Here is a 465-nt window from a genome sequence, read left to right on the forward strand (position 1 = left end):
GTCGCCGACATATTCGGTGAACATGCTGATCCGCTCGGTCAGCTTCTTCTCGATCACGAAGGTCGCTTCCGACACCTGCCGGCCGGTCAGCTCGGCAGGGTGGAAGAATTCCGTGAACATGCCGCTGACGCCCCAGCCGTCATGCAGCTCCCATGACCATGGCAGCTGGATGTAGGGCTGCGCGCCACGACCGACGATCGTAGTCGCGCCGGTTGGCAGCGCGACGCCGGCGGTGATCGACAGGGCGATCTTCCCCGGCAGCGGGCTGAGCTGCCATTTGATGCCGGGCGCGACGTCGGAAAAGCCCGATACGCCGGGCGATTTCACGCTGCCGGACCAGCTCGGCAGGTCGACCAGCACCTCGAGGCAGGGCGCGATCCCGAGCCGCCAGCGGCTGTTGCTGCCGTCGACGCTGCGGCCGGCGGAGCGGCCGGTGGCATTGACGCCGTTCTCGCTCTGCAGGCT

General features: G+C 67.5%; 1 protein-coding gene. It reads right to left on the bottom strand.

Annotated elements, in window-relative coordinates; translation table 11 throughout:
• A partial coding sequence (locus tag GO615_RS27925) for a transporter family protein (RefSeq protein ID WP_211167416.1) occupies positions 1–465 on the bottom strand: 465 nt, incomplete at both ends.

It is taken from the genome of Aromatoleum evansii (genome assembly GCF_012910805.1).
Classification (GTDB): Bacteria; Pseudomonadota; Gammaproteobacteria; order Burkholderiales; family Rhodocyclaceae; genus Aromatoleum; species Aromatoleum evansii.